Source organism: Lysobacter enzymogenes, from assembly GCF_023617245.1.
In the GTDB taxonomy this organism is placed as follows: domain Bacteria; phylum Pseudomonadota; class Gammaproteobacteria; order Xanthomonadales; family Xanthomonadaceae; genus Lysobacter; species Lysobacter yananisis.
On sequence record NZ_CP067396.1, the window covers coordinates 5,164,280 to 5,179,939 of the forward strand.

Annotated in this window: 18 protein-coding genes and 1 pseudogene; 4 read left to right on the top strand and 15 right to left on the bottom strand. The window is 72.4% G+C overall.

Going from position 1 to position 15,660, the window contains the following annotated elements; genetic code table 11:
- Positions 1–44: 44 nt before the first annotated feature.
- Positions 45–236: pseudogene (locus tag JHW41_RS27615) on the bottom strand (DUF6053 domain-containing protein); the annotation flags it as partial.
- Here JHW41_RS27615 and JHW41_RS21385 point away from each other — a divergent pair.
- Complete coding sequence (locus JHW41_RS21385; protein ID WP_078996601.1) at positions 175–432, top strand: hypothetical protein; 258 nt, start codon at positions 175–177, stop codon at positions 430–432. The pseudogene JHW41_RS27615 and the gene JHW41_RS21385 overlap by 62 nt on opposite strands.
- Positions 433–586: 154 nt before the next feature.
- Here JHW41_RS21385 and JHW41_RS21390 read toward each other — a convergent pair whose 3' ends face one another.
- Together JHW41_RS21390 and JHW41_RS21395 are read right to left on the bottom strand one after the other, a co-directional pair.
- Entirely contained in the window at positions 587–3,091 is a 2,505-nt protein-coding gene (locus tag JHW41_RS21390; RefSeq protein ID WP_250446620.1) for an ABC transporter permease, read from the bottom strand.
- A 1-nt stretch (position 3,092) separates the two neighbouring features.
- Complete coding sequence (locus tag JHW41_RS21395; RefSeq protein ID WP_231783943.1) at positions 3,093–3,857, bottom strand: ABC transporter ATP-binding protein; 765 nt, start codon at positions 3,855–3,857, stop codon at positions 3,093–3,095.
- A 140-nt stretch (positions 3,858–3,997) separates the two neighbouring features.
- Here JHW41_RS21395 and JHW41_RS21400 point away from each other — a divergent pair, with 140 nt between their 5' ends.
- Positions 3,998–4,681: an arylesterase gene (locus JHW41_RS21400; RefSeq protein ID WP_250446624.1), complete on the top strand. Its 684-nt coding sequence runs from the start codon at positions 3,998–4,000 to the stop codon at positions 4,679–4,681.
- On the opposite strand, the gene JHW41_RS21405 is transcribed toward JHW41_RS21400, so the two are convergent.
- The 5 genes from JHW41_RS21405 to pcaD all read right to left on the bottom strand — a co-directional run bounded on the left by JHW41_RS21405 (position 4,645) and on the right by pcaD (position 7,763).
- Positions 4,645–4,860, bottom strand: coding sequence for a hypothetical protein (locus JHW41_RS21405; protein ID WP_250446627.1), 216 nt, complete (start codon positions 4,858–4,860; stop codon positions 4,645–4,647). The two genes, JHW41_RS21400 and JHW41_RS21405, sit on opposite strands and share 37 nt — an antisense overlap.
- Positions 4,857–5,072 (bottom strand): hypothetical protein, encoded by a 216-nt coding sequence (locus JHW41_RS21410; RefSeq protein WP_250446630.1) that lies wholly within the window; start codon positions 5,070–5,072, stop codon positions 4,857–4,859. The genes JHW41_RS21405 and JHW41_RS21410 overlap by 4 nt, the downstream gene beginning before the upstream one ends.
- A 36-nt stretch (positions 5,073–5,108) precedes the next feature.
- Positions 5,109–6,365: a D-amino acid dehydrogenase gene (locus JHW41_RS21415; RefSeq protein ID WP_250451167.1), complete on the bottom strand. Its 1,257-nt coding sequence runs from the start codon at positions 6,363–6,365 to the stop codon at positions 5,109–5,111.
- 212 nt (positions 6,366–6,577) lie between these two features.
- On the bottom strand, positions 6,578–6,829 hold the full coding sequence (locus JHW41_RS21420) for a hypothetical protein (protein WP_057946189.1): 252 nt from the start codon (positions 6,827–6,829) through the stop codon (positions 6,578–6,580).
- A 91-nt stretch (positions 6,830–6,920) separates the two neighbouring features.
- The gene (pcaD, locus tag JHW41_RS21425) at positions 6,921–7,763 is read right to left on the bottom strand and encodes a 3-oxoadipate enol-lactonase (protein WP_250446646.1); all 843 of its coding nucleotides are present in this window, start codon (positions 7,761–7,763) and stop codon (positions 6,921–6,923) included.
- Positions 7,764–7,907: 144 nt separating this feature from the next.
- On the opposite strand from pcaD, the gene JHW41_RS21430 reads away from it, so the two are divergent.
- Entirely contained in the window at positions 7,908–8,858 is a 951-nt protein-coding gene (locus tag JHW41_RS21430; RefSeq protein WP_250446649.1) for a LysR family transcriptional regulator, read from the top strand.
- A gap of 125 nt (positions 8,859–8,983) precedes the next feature.
- Here the strand turns inward: JHW41_RS21430 and JHW41_RS21435 are convergent, their stop codons facing one another.
- From JHW41_RS21435 to JHW41_RS21450, 4 genes are all read right to left on the bottom strand, one after another.
- Complete coding sequence (locus JHW41_RS21435; protein ID WP_078996594.1) at positions 8,984–9,148, bottom strand: DUF1328 domain-containing protein; 165 nt, start codon at positions 9,146–9,148, stop codon at positions 8,984–8,986.
- A gap of 239 nt (positions 9,149–9,387) precedes the next feature.
- Complete coding sequence (locus JHW41_RS21440) at positions 9,388–10,149, bottom strand: LytR/AlgR family response regulator transcription factor (protein WP_250446653.1); 762 nt, start codon at positions 10,147–10,149, stop codon at positions 9,388–9,390.
- Positions 10,146–11,390, bottom strand: coding sequence for a sensor histidine kinase (locus tag JHW41_RS21445; protein WP_250446656.1), 1,245 nt, complete (start codon positions 11,388–11,390; stop codon positions 10,146–10,148). Before JHW41_RS21445 ends, JHW41_RS21440 begins: the two co-directional genes overlap by 4 nt.
- Positions 11,374–13,122, bottom strand: coding sequence for a serine hydrolase (locus tag JHW41_RS21450; protein ID WP_250446659.1), 1,749 nt, complete (start codon positions 13,120–13,122; stop codon positions 11,374–11,376). The genes JHW41_RS21445 and JHW41_RS21450 overlap by 17 nt, the downstream gene beginning before the upstream one ends.
- A gap of 344 nt (positions 13,123–13,466) precedes the next feature.
- On the opposite strand from JHW41_RS21450, the gene JHW41_RS21455 reads away from it, so the two are divergent.
- Entirely contained in the window at positions 13,467–14,090 is a 624-nt protein-coding gene (locus JHW41_RS21455; RefSeq protein ID WP_250446676.1) for a LysE family translocator, read from the top strand.
- A 4-nt stretch (positions 14,091–14,094) separates the two neighbouring features.
- Here the strand turns inward: JHW41_RS21455 and JHW41_RS21460 are convergent, their stop codons facing one another.
- Genes JHW41_RS21460 through cydB form a run of 3 tightly spaced genes read right to left on the bottom strand, consistent with a single transcriptional unit; the run spans position 14,095 to position 15,655 of the window.
- A complete protein-coding gene (locus JHW41_RS21460) occupies positions 14,095–14,397 on the bottom strand; it encodes a cyd operon YbgE family protein (RefSeq protein WP_250446678.1) in 303 nt (100 codons plus the stop codon).
- Positions 14,397–14,522 (bottom strand): cytochrome bd-I oxidase subunit CydX, encoded by a 126-nt coding sequence (gene cydX, locus JHW41_RS21465; protein ID WP_078996588.1) that lies wholly within the window; start codon positions 14,520–14,522, stop codon positions 14,397–14,399. Before cydX ends, JHW41_RS21460 begins: the two co-directional genes overlap by 1 nt.
- Positions 14,522–15,655: a cytochrome d ubiquinol oxidase subunit II gene (cydB, locus tag JHW41_RS21470; protein ID WP_250446695.1), complete on the bottom strand. Its 1,134-nt coding sequence runs from the start codon at positions 15,653–15,655 to the stop codon at positions 14,522–14,524. The genes cydX and cydB overlap by 1 nt, the downstream gene beginning before the upstream one ends.
- Positions 15,656–15,660: the final 5 nt, after the last annotated feature.

Here is a 15,660-nt window from a genome sequence, read left to right on the forward strand (position 1 = left end):
GGCCTGGCTGTCGTGGGAGGGACTTCAGTCCCGATGCTTGTGTCTCGGATCGCCGCGACCTGAAACAAAAGCGTCGGGCCTGAAGACCCTCCCACAATGCAAACATCCGCTTCATCTTTCCCCAACGCCGCCGCCGCGAGGATGAAACCTCGTTCACCACAGGAGCGTTGCGCAATGCGAGCCCTCTTCGTCGGCGGCACCGTCGACAACAGCGAACTCGACCTGGAAGGCGGCACCGCGCCGCGCCACTACCCGCCGGACACCGGCAGCGGCAAGGCGCGCTATCGATTGCACCACGTGGGATTGCGCGAAGGCGACATCGTCTACGCGGTGTATGCGGCGCCGGAACTGGCCGACGGCGAGATCGAACGCGTGGCCGACGAGCGCGGCTATGCGCGCAGGTTCGAGGCCGAGCCGCAGTTGAGCGTTTGAGCGCGGCCCTCACCCCAACCCCTCTCCCGCAAGCGGGAGAGGGGCTCAGGGCAAAAGCGTCGTTCGTGATCGTCGCTGGCGGTTCCTGCTCCCGCTTGCGGGAGTAGGTGCCCGAAGGGCGGATGAGGGCAACGCCTCAGTTCTGCAGTTCGCCTCAGTTCTGCAACTCGCGCAACGTCACCGAAGGCGGCGCATCCAACACCCGCCGCGTCGCGAACATCCCCGCCGCCAACGCCGCCAGCATGCCCGCCGCGCCGCCGGCCGCGGCCATGCGCCAGTCGAATTCCCACGGCAGGTCGAACACCTTCACCGCGACCACGCCGGCCAGCGCCGAGGCCGCGATCGCCGCGACCAGTCCCGACAACAGCCCGATCGCCGCGAACTCCGAGGCCTGCGCCAGCCGCAGCTGCCCGCGGCTGCCGCCGAGCACGCGCATCACCCCGCCTTCGAGCAGGCGCTCGTCCTGGCTCGCGCTGACCGCCGCCATCAGCACCAGCACGCCGGCGAACAGCGAGAAGTAGAACACCACCTCGACCACGGTCGAAACCTGGTCGGCGGTGCTGCGCACCTGCTTGAGCACCTGCTCGACGTCGATCACCGACAGGTTCGGAAAGCGCTCGACCAATTGCGATGTGAACCGCGTATTGGCCGCCGGCACGCTGATCGCGGTGATGTAGCTGGCGGCGTAGCCGTCCATCGAGCCGGGCGAACCGATCACGAAGAAGTTCGGCCGGAAGCTTTCCCAATCGACCTTGCGCAGGCTGCCGATCCTGGCCTCGTACGGCTGCCCGGCGATGTCGAAGCCGATGCGGTCGCCGACCTTCCAGCCCAGGGTTTCGGCGAAACCTTCCTCGACCGACACCTCCGGCTGGGCCAGTTTGCGCGGGGCCCAGAACTGGCCGTCGGTGACCTTGTTGTCGTCGCGCAGCGTATCGGCCACCGACAGGTTGAACTCGCGCTCGGCCAGTTGCTTGGCGCGGTCGCCGCGCGCGGCGTAGCTGTCGCCGGTCACCGGCTTGCCGTTGTGGCTGACCAGGCGCGCGCGGATCATCGGGAACAGGATCGGTTCGCCGATGCCCTGTTCGCCGATGAAGCGGCGCACGTCCGCCATCTGGTCCTGCTGCACGTTGATGATGAAACGGTTCGGCGCGTCGGCCGACAGCGCCAGCTGCCAGCGGTCGAGCAGATCGGTGCGCACGAAAGTCAGCAGCAGCAGCGCCATCAGGCCCAGGCCCAGCGCCGAGACCTGGGCGATGCTGGCGCCGGCGCGGCGGCTGACGTTGGCCAGCCCGTAACGCAGCGCGCCGCGCAGGCGCGAGCGCAGGCGCCGCACCGCGACGATCAAGCCCAGCGCCAACAACGCCAGCACCGCGAAGGTGACGACGATCCCGCCGAGCATGTACGCGCCGAGCAGCAGCGAGCCGGCCTTCCACCACAGCAGCGCGGCCAGGCCGCCTAAGCCGGCCAGCGCGACCAGCCATGCGCTGGGCTCGGTCGCGTCGAGATCGCGGCGCAACACCCGCAACGCCGGCACCCGCCGCAACGCCAATACCGGCGGCGCGCCGAACGCCAGCAGCACCACCAGACCGACGGCGAAGCCCTGCAGCGCGGGCAACAGCCCGGCCGGCGGGATCGACATCTTCAGCGATTGCTCCAGCCAGCCGCCGATCGCCCATTGCAGGACGAACGCCAAGCTCACGCCGATCGCGCTGGCGAGCAGGCCCAGCAACACCATCTCGCCGACGTGGATGCCGACCAGGGTGCGCTGGCTGGCGCCGAGGCAACGCATCACCGCGGTGCCGGACAGGTGGCGCTCGCTGTGGCGGCGCGCGGCCATCGCTACCGCGACCGCCGCCAGCACCACCGACACCAGCGCGGCCAGGCCGAGGAAGCGGCCGGCGCGGTCGAGCGCGGAACGCACTTCCGGACGCGCGTCGGCGATGGTCTCCAGGCGCTGGCCGCGGCCGAGCGCGGGCTTGGCCGTGGCGACGAAGCGCTCCACCGCCGCCGCCGGGCCGGCCACGACCAGGCGATAGCGGATGCGGCTGCCGGGCTGGATCAAACCCGTGCCCGGCAGATCGGAAAGATTGAGGAACACCTTCGGCGCGATGTTGAAGTAGTCCAGCGACGCGTCCGGCTCCTGGGTCACCAGCGCGGCCAGGCGCAGGCGCGCGTCGCCGATGGCGATCTCCTGGCCGACCCGCGCGCCGAGGGTGTCGGCGCCGGCCTGGCTCATCCACACCGTGCCCGGTGCGGGCACGCCGGGCGCGTCGCGCTCGGCGCCGCCGGCGCGGTCGGCGATGCGGAACGCGCCGCGCAGCGGGAAGCCGCCACCGAGCGCGCGCAGGTCGCCGAGCTGCAAGCGCTCGCCGACGCGGATCATGGTCTGCAGTTCGGTGGCTTCGGCGCGGCGCAGTTCCGGCGCGTTGGCCGCCTCGCGCAACTTGCCGGCGATGGGTTGGTCGGCGCGCACCACTGCGTCGCCGCCGAGCAGGCGGTTGGCCTCGATCGCCAGCGCGCGCTCGGCGCGGTCGGTGACGAAGCCGACCGCGGTCACCGCCAGCACCGCCAGCACCAGCGCGGCGAGCAGGATGCGCACATCGCCGGCCTTGAGGTCGCGGCGCAGCTGGCGCCACGCCATCGCGATCGTGCGGCCCATGTCAGGCCTGCACCAAGCGGCCGCTGTCCAGGCGGATGCAGCGATGGCAGCGCGCGGCCAGATGATCGTCGTGGGTCACCAGGATCAGGGTGGTGCCGGCATCGGCGTTGAGCTGGAACAACAATTCGACGATCGCCTGCCCGGTGTGGGTGTCGAGGTTGCCGGTGGGCTCGTCGGCGAACAACAACGACGGCCGGGTCACGAACGCGCGCGCCAGCGCCACGCGCTGCTGTTCGCCGCCGGAGAGCTGGCGCGGATAGTGGTCCAGGCGCTGGCCGAGGCCGACCTTGTCCAGGATCGCGCGCGCCGGCGCCTGCGCGTCGCGGTCGCCGCGCAGCTCCAGCGGCAGCATCACGTTCTCCAGCGCGGTCAGCGACGGCAGCAGCTGGAAGCTCTGGAACACGAAGCCGACCTTCTCGCCGCGCACGCGCGCGCGGCCGTCCTCGTCGAGCGCGGAAATGGTCTCGCCGTCGAGTTCGACGCTGCCGGCGCTGGGCGAATCCAGGCCGGCGAGCAGCGACAGCAAGGTGCTCTTGCCCGAGCCGGACGCGCCGACGATGGCGACCGTGTCGCCCTTGGCGATGGAAAAACCGACCCCATCGAGGATGGTGAGCTCGCCCGACGGCAGGCTCACGCGCTTGCCGAGCCCGCGCACGTCCAGGGTGATCGGGCGCGCGGGATCGGGCGAGCGCCCGGTCTGCGCTCGTTCATCGTTTTGCGCGAGCTCATCGGCCATGATCGGTGCGGCTAGGTCGGAAACTGCCATGATCGTCCTTCTGCTTGCCTCGCCGCATCTTCGGGAGACGTTATTAAATGATCTTTAAGAGTTTCGGCGCGCGGCGCGAACGCGATGCGCGCTGTGCGAAACAAGGATATGCGGGGCTACGGCGCCGGCTTCAATGGGCCATGAGTCCTGCCCTGCCGGCGGCGGCCCTGTTCGCGGCCGCCTTGCTCGCCGCCGCCCTGCTCGCCGCCGCGCCGGCGGCCGCGCAGCCCGCCTCGGCCGCCAAGCCCGCGCCCGCGGCGCCCGCGGCCAAGGCCCAGCGCACGGTGCTGTTCATGGGCGACTCGCTGTCCGCCGGCTACGGCCTGGCCGCGCCGCAGGGCTGGGTGGCGCTGACCGCGCAGCGCATCGCCCAGGCCAAGCCGGGCTGGCGCGTGGTCAACGCCAGCATCAGCGGCGAAACCACCGCCGGCGGCGCCGCGCGCATCGCCGGTGAACTGCAGCGCAACCGGCCCGCGGTGGTGGTGATCGAGCTGGGCTCCAACGACGGCCTGCGCGGCCTGCCGCTGGCGCAGAGCCGGGCCAACCTGGAACGCATGATCCAGGCCGCGCAGGCGGCCAAGGCGCAGGTACTGCTGATCGGCATGCGCATGCCGCCGAACCTGGGCCGCGAGTACACCGAGGGCTTCGAACGCAATTACCGCGAACTGGCGCAGAAGCACTCGGCGCCGCTGCTGCCGTTCCTGCTCGAACCGGTTGCGGCCGACCGCAACAACTTCCAGAACGACAACCTGCATCCGACCGCGGCGGCGCAGCCGGCGCTGCGCGATCACGTGTGGACCAAGCTGGGGCCGATGTTGAAGTGAGGGCGTAGAGCCACGGCGAAATGGGTTCCGGCTTTCGCCGGAATGACGGTGTGTGCGGCCATTGCAGCGGCACCGCCCACCGCGAAGCCAGCCACTGCCATGCCCGCGAAGCCACCTGCCGTCATGCCCACGAAACCACCCACCGTCATGCCCGCGAACATGGGCATCCAGGGGTTCATCGCGATGCGGCTGCATCTTCGGCTTTCCCCTTCGCGGCTGCAGGAAAAGCAAAATGGGTTCCGGCTTTCGCCGGAATGACGGTGTGTGCGGCCATTGCAGCGACACCGTCTACCGCGAAGCCAGCCACTGCCATGCCCGCGAAGCCACCTGCCGTCATGCCCGCGAAGCCCCCCACCGTCATGCCCGCGAAAACGGGCATCCAGGGCTGCATCGCGACGCGGTTTCCGCCGCTTCGCCCAGCCGCGCCTCAGCGCGCGTAGCGTTCGATCCCCAACCCGTCCAGATCGATCTGCGGCGCGCGGCCCGAGATCAGGTCGGCCAGCACCCGTCCGGTGCCGGCCGCCATGGTCCAGCCCAGGGTGCCGTGGCCGGTCGCCAGGTACAGCCCGCGCACCGCGGTGGCGCCGAGCAGCGGCGTGCCGTCGGGCGTCATCGGCCGCAGCCCGCACCAGAATTCGGCGCGCGCGTCGTCGCCGCCACCCGGGAACAGATCGCCGACCACGTGCGCCAGGGTGCGGCGCCGCGCCTCGTGCAGGCGCAGGTCGTAGCCGGCCAGCTCGGCGGTGCCGCCGACGCGGATGCGGTCGCCCAGGCGGGTCACCGCGACCTTGTGGGTCTCGTCCATCACTGTCGACTCCGGCGCGCGGGCGGCGTCGACGATGGGCAGGGTCAGCGAATAGCCTTTCACCGGATAGACCGGGATGCGCAGCCCCAGCGGCGCCAGCCAACGCGGCGAATGGCTGCCGAGCGCGAGCACGCAGGCGTCGGCTTCCAGCGTGCCGGCATCGGTGTGCGCGCGGCGCCAGCGCCCGCCTTCGGCTTCCACGCCGAGCAGCTCGGTGTCGAAACGGAAACGCGCGCCCGCCGCCTGCGCCATCGCGGCGAGGTTCTGGCTGAACTTGAAGCAGTCGCCGGTCTCGTCGCCGGGCAGGCGCAGTCCGCCGGCGAACTTGTCGCGCACCCGCGCCAGCGCCGGCTCGTGCGCGGCGCAGCCGTCGCGGTCGAGCAGTTCGTAGGCCACGCCGGACTCGCGCAGGATCGCGATGTCCTTGCCGGCGTCGTCGAGCTGGCGCTGGCTGCGGAACAACTGCAGCGTGCCGAGTTGGCGCGCGTCGTATTCGATGCCGGTGTCGGCGCGCAGTTCGCGCAGGCAATCGCGGCTGTATTCGGCCAGGCGCACCATCCGGCCCTTGTTGATCCGATAGCGCGCGTGGGTGCAGTTGCGCAGCATCGCCAGGCACCAACGCCACAGCGCCGGGTCCAGCGCCGGCCGGATCACCAGCGGGCGATGGCGCATCGCCAGCCACTTGATCGCCTTCAGCGGCACGCCCGGCCCCGCCCACGGCGCCGAATAGCCCGGCGAGACCTCGCCGGCGTTGGCGTAGCTGGTCTCCATCGCCGGCGCGCGCCGCCGATCGACCACTTCGACCTCGTGGCCGGCCTTCGCCAGGTAATAGGCCGCGGCGGTGCCGATCACGCCGCTGCCGAGGATCAGGACTTTGATGCGCCACTCCCCCGCCCGCGCCGGCGAGGCCGCGCGTGCGCCAGACAGGCGCCCGCGGCGCCGACGCGGCAGGCTAGCACCGCGCTGGCGCAGGCGGAACGGGGCGCCGACGTGCGCGCGCGGACGGCATCGGGGTTCGTGCGCGCGGTCGCGTCCCGCGCCGAGGCAACGCCGCTGCGCCGCGCGCAGCCCGGCGCCGCGAACCGCGCCGATCAGTTGCGGATCGCGAAGCCGGGCTTGTCGTTCAAGGAGCCGTCGGACTCGATCACCACGAACACCGTGCCGCCCTTGTCGAACACCACCGGGATCGGGTCGAGGAACATCGGCCGGCGCACGAAACGCAGGCGCCAGCCGAACTGTTCCAGCGTCGCCAACGCATCGAGCTGGGCGCGGTTGAGCCCGGCGCGCAGGCCCACCGGGCTCACCAGTTCGGCATCGGCCTTGCGGCGTTCGCGTTCGGTCATGACGGCGGCGCGTTTTGCGGAGACCGGCCGAAGATACTCCAACGGCGCGCGCGCGACCGCGCCGGCGGTCGCGATCGGGCGATGCGGTCGTTCAAGCCGTCAGGAATTCGATGACGGCGCGTTCGAACGCATCGGCGCATTCGATGTTGGCCATGTGCACCGCGGGCAACAGCAAGAAGCGCGCGCCCGGCACGGTTTCCGCCAGGACGCGGCCGTGCTCGGCCAGCGTCACCGGATCGGATCGCCCGGCGATCACCAGCGTCGGCGCGGCGATCGACGCCGCGGTGCGGCGCAGGTCGGCGTCGCGCACCGCGGCGAAGCTGCCGGCGAGGCCGGTCGCGCGCATCGCCAGCAAAGCGTCGCGGAACGGTTCGATGCGCGGATCGGCGGCGTCGAGCATCGCCGGCGGGAACCAGTCGCGCAGGAACCGCGCCGCGATCGCGCTCATGTCCGGCGCGGCCAGGGCCTCGCGGATGCGCTCGTCGAACGCCGCGGCCGGGCCCAGGTGCGCGGAGGTGTTGCTCAACACCAGCCGGTCGATGCGCTGCGGCGCGTGGATCGCCAGCCACTGGCCGACGAAGCCGCCCAGCGACAGGCCGAGGAAATGCACGCGCTCCAGGCCCAACGCGTCGAGCAGTTCGAGCACGTCGCGGCCGAGCCGGTCCAGCGAATAGGCGCTGGCCGGCGCGTCGGAGCCGCCGTGGCCGCGCGCGTCGTAGCGCAGCACGCGAAAACGCGCGCTCAGCGCCGGGATCTGCGCGTCCCACATGTGCAGGTCGGTGGCGATGGAATTGGACAGCACCAGCACGGGGCGCTCGGGGTCGCCGTCGAAGCGGTAGGCGATGCGGGTGCCGTCGCCGGCGACGACATGGCCGGAAACAGTGTTGGGAACGAGGTTTGAAACGGGGTTGGGAACGGCGGCGACGATGCTCATGGCGGGCTCCGGGACAGGATCGGTATCGCGGCTCGGGCATCGCCTTCGATGCCGCCGCATGCCGCGCATCCTGATTGCCGGGCGCCCGGATTGATATTACAAAGAACGCACACTCTCTGTAGATATTGCGGAACATAGGCCGCCATGTCCGGATTCACCCTGCACGACCTGCAATGCTTCGACGCGGTGATCCAGGCCGGCGGCTTCCAGGCCGCGGCCGCGCGCCTGCACCGCTCGCATCCGGCGGTGTTCGCCGCGGTGGCGCGGCTGGAGCGGCAGACCGGGCTGCCCCTGCTCGACCGCAGCGGCTACCGGGTCGCGGCGACCGCGGCCGGACGCTCGTTCCACCGCCGCGCGCAAGGCCTGCTCGCCGAAATGCAGGCGCTGCGCAGCCATGCCGAGCAACTGGCGATGGGCGAGGAAAGCGAGCTGCACATCGTGCTCGGCGACCTGTGTCCGCGGCCGCAGGCGCTGGCCCTGCTCGGCCGCTTCTTCGCCGATTGCGCCCACACCCGCCTGCACCTGCATTTCGAATCGGTCAGCGGTCCGCGCGAGCGCCTGTTCGACGACAGCGCCGACTTGATCGTGCACCGCGCCGAGGCCGGCGACGCGCAGTTGGAGACGATCGCGCTCGGCGAGGTGCGGATGGTGCCGGTGGTCGCGCCGGGCTTCCTGCCGTTCCCGATCGACCGCGCGATCCGGCCCGCGCAACTGCGCGGGCTCACCCAATGCGTGATGCGCGACAGCGCGCGACATTCGCCGCCGGTGGACTACTTCACCATCGACGGCGCGCCGCAGTGCACGGTGGCCGATCAGTCGATGAAGAAGGACCTGATCGCGCACGGCCTGGCCTGGGGGCATATGCCGCATTTTCTGGTCGCCGCCGAACTCGCCGACGGCCGCTTGCTGTCGATCGCCGGGCGCCACCTGCCGGGCCGCAGCGAGCGCCTGGTCGCCGCGCGCCGCCGCGACCGCGCGCACGGGCCGGTGGCCACGCGGCTGTGGGATCACCTGCGGGCGCAGGCGCCGCAAATACGCGCCGCGCTGGCTTCGCCGGCCGGCGAAGCCGCCGCGCCACGCAAGCGCGCGCGATAAAACACGCGATCAGAACAGCACGACCGCGCACACCGGCCCTGCGCCCAAAACGAAGCCGGACCGGCGAACCGGTCCGGCTGGGCGGCGCCGCGCGCCGCATCGGGTTGCGAGGACTCGCGCTTGGGTCATGCCGCCGGACGACGGCCGCGCAGCAGCGAGATGATCGCCAGCACCACGAACACCACGAACAGGATCCAGGCGATGTTGCTGGCCGCGCCGGCGATGCCGGTGAAGCCCAGCACGGCGGCGATCAGGGCGATGACGAAGAACACGACGGCGTAATGAAGCATGGGATCCTCCTGGCTGCGTGTGTGCGCTGCGGTGCCGATGCGGCCCGAAGCTTGTGGATCGATCCTCGCCCAGCGCAGGTTGGCGCACGGTGACGAAGCGCGCCTGCGCGCGCCGACGCGCATCGCCGTGCAGCGCGGCTTCAGCGCCCTCATCGTTTCGTTAACGCGGCGTTGGCGCGATTTCACGCCGCGGCTGTACGGTTCAGCCCGAAGCTGTGCGCGAAGTCGCGGCGCGCGCGCTACATCCCGCGAAAGCGGCTCGCGAACGCCGCGCTCACCGGCAATATTTCCGCGCGCGCTTTCAAGCTCAGCTCGTGCCGGCCCAGTTCGTTGCGGCGCACGCGGTCGATCGCCGCCACCCGCACCACCAGGCCGCGGTGCACCTGCCAGAACAGTGCCGGGTCGAGCCCGGCCAGCAGTTCCTTGACCGGCGTGCGCACCAGCGCTTCGCCGTCGCCGGTCACCACCCGCACGTATTTCTCCTGGGCCTGGAAGTACACGACTTCGTCGATGCCGATCATGCGCACGCTGTCGCCGACGCTGGCGCCGATCCAGCGGATCAACCGGTCGCCCTGCGGCCGCAACTGCGCCTCCAGCGCATCCAGGCGCGCGCGCCAGTCGTCCGGGCGGGCCTGGCGCAGGCGCTCGCGCACGCGCGCCACCGCTTGGTCGAGGCGCTCGCGGCTCACCGGCTTGAGCAGGTAGTCGGCGGCGCCGGCTTCGAACGCGCGCACCGCGTATTCGTCGTAGGCGGTGGTGAACACCACCAGCGCGCCGCCGGCGATGGCTTCGCGCGCGACGTCCAGGCCGCCGACCGCGGGCATGCGGATGTCCAGGAACGCGACCTGCGGACGCAGCGCGCGCACCGCCTCCAGGGCTTCATCGCCGTCCTCGCAGGCGGCGACGTCGAGTTCGGGCCACGCCTGCGCCAGCGCCTCCAGCAACGCCTGCCGCTGCGGCGCTTCGTCTTCGGCGAGCACGGCGAGGATGCGCTCGCTCATGCCGGGCGCTCCAGCGGCAGGCGCACCCGCGCCAGCGTGCCGCCCTCGCGGCGCGAGCACAGCTGCAGCGTGGCGCGCTCGCCGAAGCGCGCGGCGAGTTGCGCGCGCACGTTGGCCAAGCCCACGCCGCCGCCGACGCCGGTGCGCAGGCCGACGCCGTCGTCGGCGACTTCCAGTTCCAGCCAGTCGCCGTCGCGGCGCGCGCGCAGTTCGATCCGGCCCGGGCCGCTGCGCGGTTCGATGCCGTGCTTGACCGCGTTCTCCACCAGCGGGATCAGCAGCAGCGGCGGGCACGGCAGCAACCGCACCGCCGCCGGCGCCTGCACCGCGTGGCTGAGCCGGCCGTCGGTGCGCAGCCGCATCACTTCGAGATAGCTGGCGCAGATGTCGAGTTGCTGGCCCAGCTCCGCGTCCAGCCGCGCCTCGCCTTCGCGCAACTTGGGGATGGTGGCGCGCAGATAGCCGACCAAGGCGTCCAGCGTCGCCTCCGCGCGCTGCGGATCGGGCCGCACCAGCGCGCGCACCGAGGCCAGGGTGTTGAACAGGAAATGCGGCTCGACCTGGGCCTGCAGCACGCCCAGCTGCAGTTCGGTGCGGCGGTTGCTCTCGTCGAGCGCGAGATAGCGGCGGCGCTCGAGGCTGGCCTGCCAGCGCGAGGCCTCGCTCAGGTAGGCGTACAGCGCCAGCGCGCCGCCGAGCAGCGCGTACAGCAGGCCTTCCAGCGCCAGCGACAGCGCGGCCAACAGCCAACGCCAGGCCGGCGGCGGCGGCGCCGAGACCTGGGCGACGGTCTGGCGCGCCCGCTCGCCCATCAGTTCGACCGTCCACTTCGAGGCCGCCGCATCGGCCAGGAACGCCAGCACCACGCCCAGCGCGATCGCCGCGAAGATCGCCGCGCGCTCGCGCCGCAGCGGCCAGCGCCGATGGCGCACCGCCACGGCCAGGGCCGGGCCGGCCGAGGTGACCACCATCCAGAACGCGAACTGCAGCGGCGCGCTGACCAGCGCCGAGGCCCAGGAACGGCTCATCACGTACACGCCGACCGCGGTGGCGGCGGCGAACAGCGTCGCCACCAGCGCGAACATCGCGCTGCGCCCGCGCAGCCACGGCCGGCTGAACACCGGATAGCGCTTGTAGCGGTCCCACACCTGGTGCCCGCCGATCTGCACGTCGGCGGGCAGCGCGCGGTCGAGCGCGGGTCCGGCAGGGCTTGGCGGGGCGGCGTCAGCGGCGCGGGGCATGAATCGCTTGTCCGTTCTGGTGCAGGGTCAGTCCGGCGATCTTGCCATCGCTGCCGCGTTCGAACGCGATCCGCGCGTCCACGCCTTCTGTGCGGAAGCGGTCGGCGCCGTCGGCGAGCAGGCGCAGCGCCCCCTGGCCGGTGGCCTGCGCGTACAGCGCGCCGTCGCGTTCGCCGATGCTCAGCACGAAGCCCGGCGCCAGCGGGTAGTCGCCGACGAAATCGCGCAGGCGCTGCGCGGCCGGCGCCGGAGCGGCTTTGGCGGGTGCCGCTTTGGAGGGTGCGGCTTTGGTGGGCGCTGCTTCGGCGGGCGCCGACGTGGCGGCCGGCGCGCTGCGCTGCGCCGCCACGCTGCCGCCGCCCTGGTTCCACACGAAGCCGTAGCAGCCGTCGGCGCCGCGCAGCGGGCGCAGCAGCGCATCGAACTGCAGCGGGTAGAAATCGCCGTGGTCGTCGTAACCCAACTCGAACTCGGGCTGCCCCTGCGCCTGCACGGTCAGCGCGCCGCCGCGCCGGCGCAGCGTGGTCGGCAAGCCGGCCAGCGAGTAGTCGCCGACCAAGCCGTCGAGCAAGGCCGCATCCGGCGTGGCCGCCTTGCGCGCGCGCTCGGCGGGGAAGTCCGGGTCGAGCAGATGGCGGCCGAATCCGGCCAACCCGCCGGTCGCGCTCAGCGAGGTGTCCGACAGCAGCACCACGGCGCGGCCGCGCGCACGGTCCAGGGCGAGGTAGGACGAGAAGCCGCCGGTGCCGCCGGCGTGTTCGGCCAGGGTGCGGCCGCCGTGTTCCAGCAGCATCCAGTTCATCCCCATCGGCGGCTGGCCCGGCAACGGTTGCAGGGTCCGCTGCACGGCGGCGATGGCGTCCTCGTCGGGCGCCGCCTCGCGCGCCAGCCCGGTCTGGGCGTAGCGGACCATGTCGTCGAGGGTGGCGCGCACCCCGCCGACGCCGGCCAGGTCGGCGCCGAAGCGCCAGGCCGGCGTGGCCTGGCCGTTGGGCAGCCGCCCGGCGACCGCGCGCACGCCCTCGGGCGCGCGGTCCACGTAGGCGCCGCGCATGCCCAACGGCTGCAGCAGGCCTTGCCGCAGCAGGGTTTCGTAGTCGGTTCCGGCGCGGTGCGCGACCGCGTAGGACAGCAGCATCATCGCGTAGTTGGAATAGGCGAAGTCGCGGCCCGGCGGCGCACTGAGCTCGACCTTCGCGAGCGCGCCGACCAGCGTGGCGATGTCGAGCCGGGCGTAGGGATCGGCCGGGTCCAGCGCCACGCCCGGCGGCAACGCGGGCAACCCGGAGCGATGGGTGACCACGTCGCGCAGGCGGATCGGCCGGCCTTCGAACGCCGGCACGCGCGCGCCGGCCGGCAGGTAATCGGCCAGCGGATCGTCGAGCGAGGCGCGGCCGGCGCGGATCAGTTCGGCCAGCAGCGCGGCGGTCATGGTCTTGCTGATCGAGCCGATCTCGAACGCGGCGTCCGGGCCGATGCGCGCGGCGTGTCGCGGATCGACGCAGGCGAAGGCGCGCTGCACGCGCTCGCCGTCGATCAGCGCCGCGGCCCAGCAGGCGCCGCTGCGGTCGCCGTCGAGGCGGGCGCGCAGCGCGGCGGCGAGCGCGGACGACGACCCGTCAGCGGCGGCGACGGACTGGGCCGGCGCGGCGATGGCGGGCGCGGCGGCGGCCAGGGCCGCCGCGAGGGCGGCGCCGGCCAGGAGGGGATGCGGGGGACGGGACGGGTTCATCGGCGGACTCCTTTCGCGGGAAGACGCCAGCCTCGCCCGTCGCGCCGCCGCGCGCCCGGGTCTGCGACCGGTCCGCGATCCGCGGCGACGAAACGCGGCCAACGCGCGATGAAGCGGCCGGAAGCCCCTGTAGGAGCGGCGCAAGCCGCGACCGCGCCACAGCGCCCGCCGGCGCGACCCGCGGTCCCGGTTCGAAGCCGCACGCGCGAGACAGGCCCGCGACGGCGCGGACGGTCGCGCGGTCGCGGCTTGCGCCGCTCCTACACGGAGAGACCGAGGCCATGCGCGCCGCTTGCGCGCCGCCCCGCGCTCGCCTCCAATGAAACCCCGCCCCGGAGCCGCCCATGGACCCGCAGACCCTCGCCGCCTTCTTCGCCACCGCGCTGTTCCTGGCCGTGGTGCCGGGCCCGGACAACGTGTTCGTGCTGACCCAGTCGGCGCTGCGCGGCAAGCGCGCCGGGTTGTGGGTGGTGCTGGGACTGTGCAGCGGCCTGCTGGTCCACACCGCCGCGGTCGCGCTCGGCGTGGCGGCGCTGTTCGAGCGCTCGCGGCTGGCCTTCGATCTGCTCAAGTACGCCGGCGCAGCCTATCTGCTGTACCTGGCCTGGCAGTCGCTGCGCGCCCCGGCGATGGCGATCGACGCCGGCGCAGGCGCGCGCGGCAACGCCGGCAGGCTGTACCTGCGCGGCATCGTCATGAACGTCAGCAACCCCAAGGTCTCGATCTTCTTTCTCGCGTTCCTGCCCCAGTTCGTCGATAAGCAGGCCGGCTCGGTGACCCTGCAGATGTTGGCGCTGGGCGCGACGTTCATCCTCGCCACCGCGCTGGTGTTCGGCGCGCTGGCGCTGAGCGCGGGCGCGGTCGGCCAGCGCTTCGCGCGTTCGCAGCGCGCCCAGCGCTGGATGAACCGCGCCGCCGCGGCGGTGTTCGCCGGGCTCGCGGCCAAGCTCGCCACCGCCCAGCGCTGAGGCGCTACAGCAGGCTGCGCGTCCACAGCGCGGCCAGCCCCAGCATCAGCGGCCACAGCAGCGCCGGATGCAGCAACGCGCGCGCCCAGGCTCGCCGCGGGCGGAAACCGACGCCGTGGACGAAGCCGGCGCAGATCGCCGCCACCAGCGGCGTCAGCAGGCCGTGCGCGCCGGGGCCGAGTTCGGCGCCGCGCATGGCCGGCAGGAACAACAGCGCCAGCGACAGCGACGCGGCCAGCAGCAGCGACAGCGCGCGCGCCCAGCCGCCGGCGGGCGCGGCGCGCTCGGCGGCGTCGGCGACGTCCATCAACGGCCCCGCCGCGCCTGCGCGCGCGACTGTTCGTCGTCCTCGCGCATCTCGAACCACATCGCGTTGAGCACGCCGAAGCTGCAGGCCAGGGCCAAACCGAGGATCCAGGCGAAGTACCACATCAGTAACCTCCTTCGTGTTCGCCCTGCGCCTGTACATGGGCGCGGGTGATGGTGCCGCGCATGACCCGGAACGCCCACGCGGTGTAGGCCAGGATCAGCGGCAGGAAGATCGCCGCGGCCACCAGCATGATCCCCAGCGTGCGCTGGCTGGAGGACGCGTCCCACACGGTCAGGCCGTGCGCGGGATCGGTGGCCGAGGGCATCAAGAACGGGAACAGTGAGGCGCCGGCGGTGAGGATGATGCAGGCCACCGCGACGCCGCTGGCGATGAAGCTCCAGCGCCGCGAGCGCAGCAGCGCCACCGCCAGCAACGCCGCGAACGCCAGCGCCGGCAGCGCGATCAGCCACGGCTGCAGCGCGTAGTTCGCCAGCCAGCCGCCGTCGACGGCGATGGCCTGCTTGGCCAGCGGGTCCGACGGCGCGCCGGTGTTCCACGCGCCTACTATCGCCGTGCCCGGCAGCGAACGCAGCCACACGCCGGCGCCGGCGAACGCGGCGATCGTCGCCGCCGCGGCGATGCGGGCGATACGCCGCGCGCGCGCGCCGACCGGGTCTTCGACCCGCATCGCCGCATAGCTGGCGCCGTGCATCACCAGCATCGCCAGGCTCACCACGCCGGCCAGCAACGCGAACGGATGGAACAGACCGAGGAAACTGCCGTCGAACACCGGCAGCAGCTGCTCGGTGAAGTGGAACGGCACGCCCAGGAACAGGTTGCCGAACGCGACGCCGAACACCAGCGACGGCACCGCGCCGGCGATGGTCAGCGCCCAGTCCCAGGCGCCGCGCCAGCGCGCGTGCGGCAGACGGTTGCGGAAGGCGAAGCCGACCGGACGCAGGATCAGCGCCACCAGCAACAGGAACATGGCGAAGTACAACGCCGAGAACGACGCCGCGTACAACAGCGGCCACGCCGCGAACACCGCGCCGCCACCGAGGATGAACCAGACCTGGTTGCCTTCCCAGTTCGGTTCGATCGCCTCCAGCGCCATGCGCCGTTCGACGTCGTCGCGACCGATCAGGCGCAGGATCGCGCCCAAGCCCAGGTCGTAGCCGTCGGTGAGGGCGAAGCCGATCAGCAGCACGCCCAGCAGCAGCCACCACAGTTCGCGCAACAGTGCGTAGTCGATCATGGTCG